General features: G+C 40.5%; 1 protein-coding gene. It reads right to left on the bottom strand.

The window, feature by feature from the left end; translation table 11 throughout:
• Positions 1-263: 263 nt before the first annotated feature.
• On the bottom strand, positions 264-662 hold the full coding sequence (locus ACFSQJ_RS14140; protein ID WP_377767623.1) for a hypothetical protein: 399 nt from the start codon (positions 660-662) through the stop codon (positions 264-266).
• Positions 663-797 lie beyond the last annotated feature (135 nt).

The following is a 797-nucleotide window of genomic DNA, read 5'->3' as shown; positions in this document are numbered from 1 at the left end:
GGAATTTTATGGACGAATAGCAGTCGTACTGCCTGGCCGATGATGGCAAATAGGAAAAAAAGGTAGGGCGGCGACCTCGACCGCCCGGTTTTTTACGTTCCGGAGGAATTGGCCATCATCGGTCTCGTATAACCGTCAGTTACGGGTTAATATGCGTTAATTTTCGGTTAAGAACTGGCGTTAGCAATTCCGAGTGGATTCGGACGTAGTCGAATCCGCCGTAATTGCGGTTATACATTGTTGGCAACTGGCTTTTATTCCGATTAACAATTTTCACAGGTTTCATTTGGTTCAGCGTTTAGTAATTCCATTCCGCATTTTTCACAGTTCCGTTTTTCATCAGTCCAATATCCAGTTCGAGTAAATAATTCAACCGATTCAGTCCATTTTTTATATTCCACGCTGTCAAAGTCAACATCTCCATTTGAGTCAGTTGGTGGTTCAGGTTGATTTCCATTTAAAAATCCGTTTATCCAATATTTTGAATATTCCGACATTTGCTCAATTTCCGATATCGACACGAAAAAACTTCGTTCCTTTTTTGGACACCAAGCATAAATTCGTCCGCGAAAAGTATGAGGATTTCCAATCAGATAGTGTTTTCCTTCACAGCCTTTGTGATTAAACCACAAATTTTCGTCAAATTCAATTTCGTTTGTCATTTTTCAGCTTGTTGCCAACGCCGCGCTATGTTCAGTCCGGCTAATTTTAAGGAAATATAGCAAAATACTTTTAAGGATGTCATGTGAATTGGACTTCCTTATTCTCACATGACATCTTTCGCCAAGTAGTCCGCG

This window comes from Croceitalea marina (assembly GCF_042684265.1).
GTDB lineage: Bacteria > Bacteroidota > Bacteroidia > Flavobacteriales > Flavobacteriaceae > Croceitalea > Croceitalea marina.
Note: the sequence above shows the minus strand (reverse complement) of the source record. Positions and strands in the feature narration are given on the sequence as shown.

Coding starts and splice junctions, on each gene's coding strand:
- ACFSQJ_RS14140 (WP_377767623.1), bottom strand. CDS start 662: ATGACAAACGAAATTGAATTTGACGAAAATTTGTGGTTTAATCACAAA.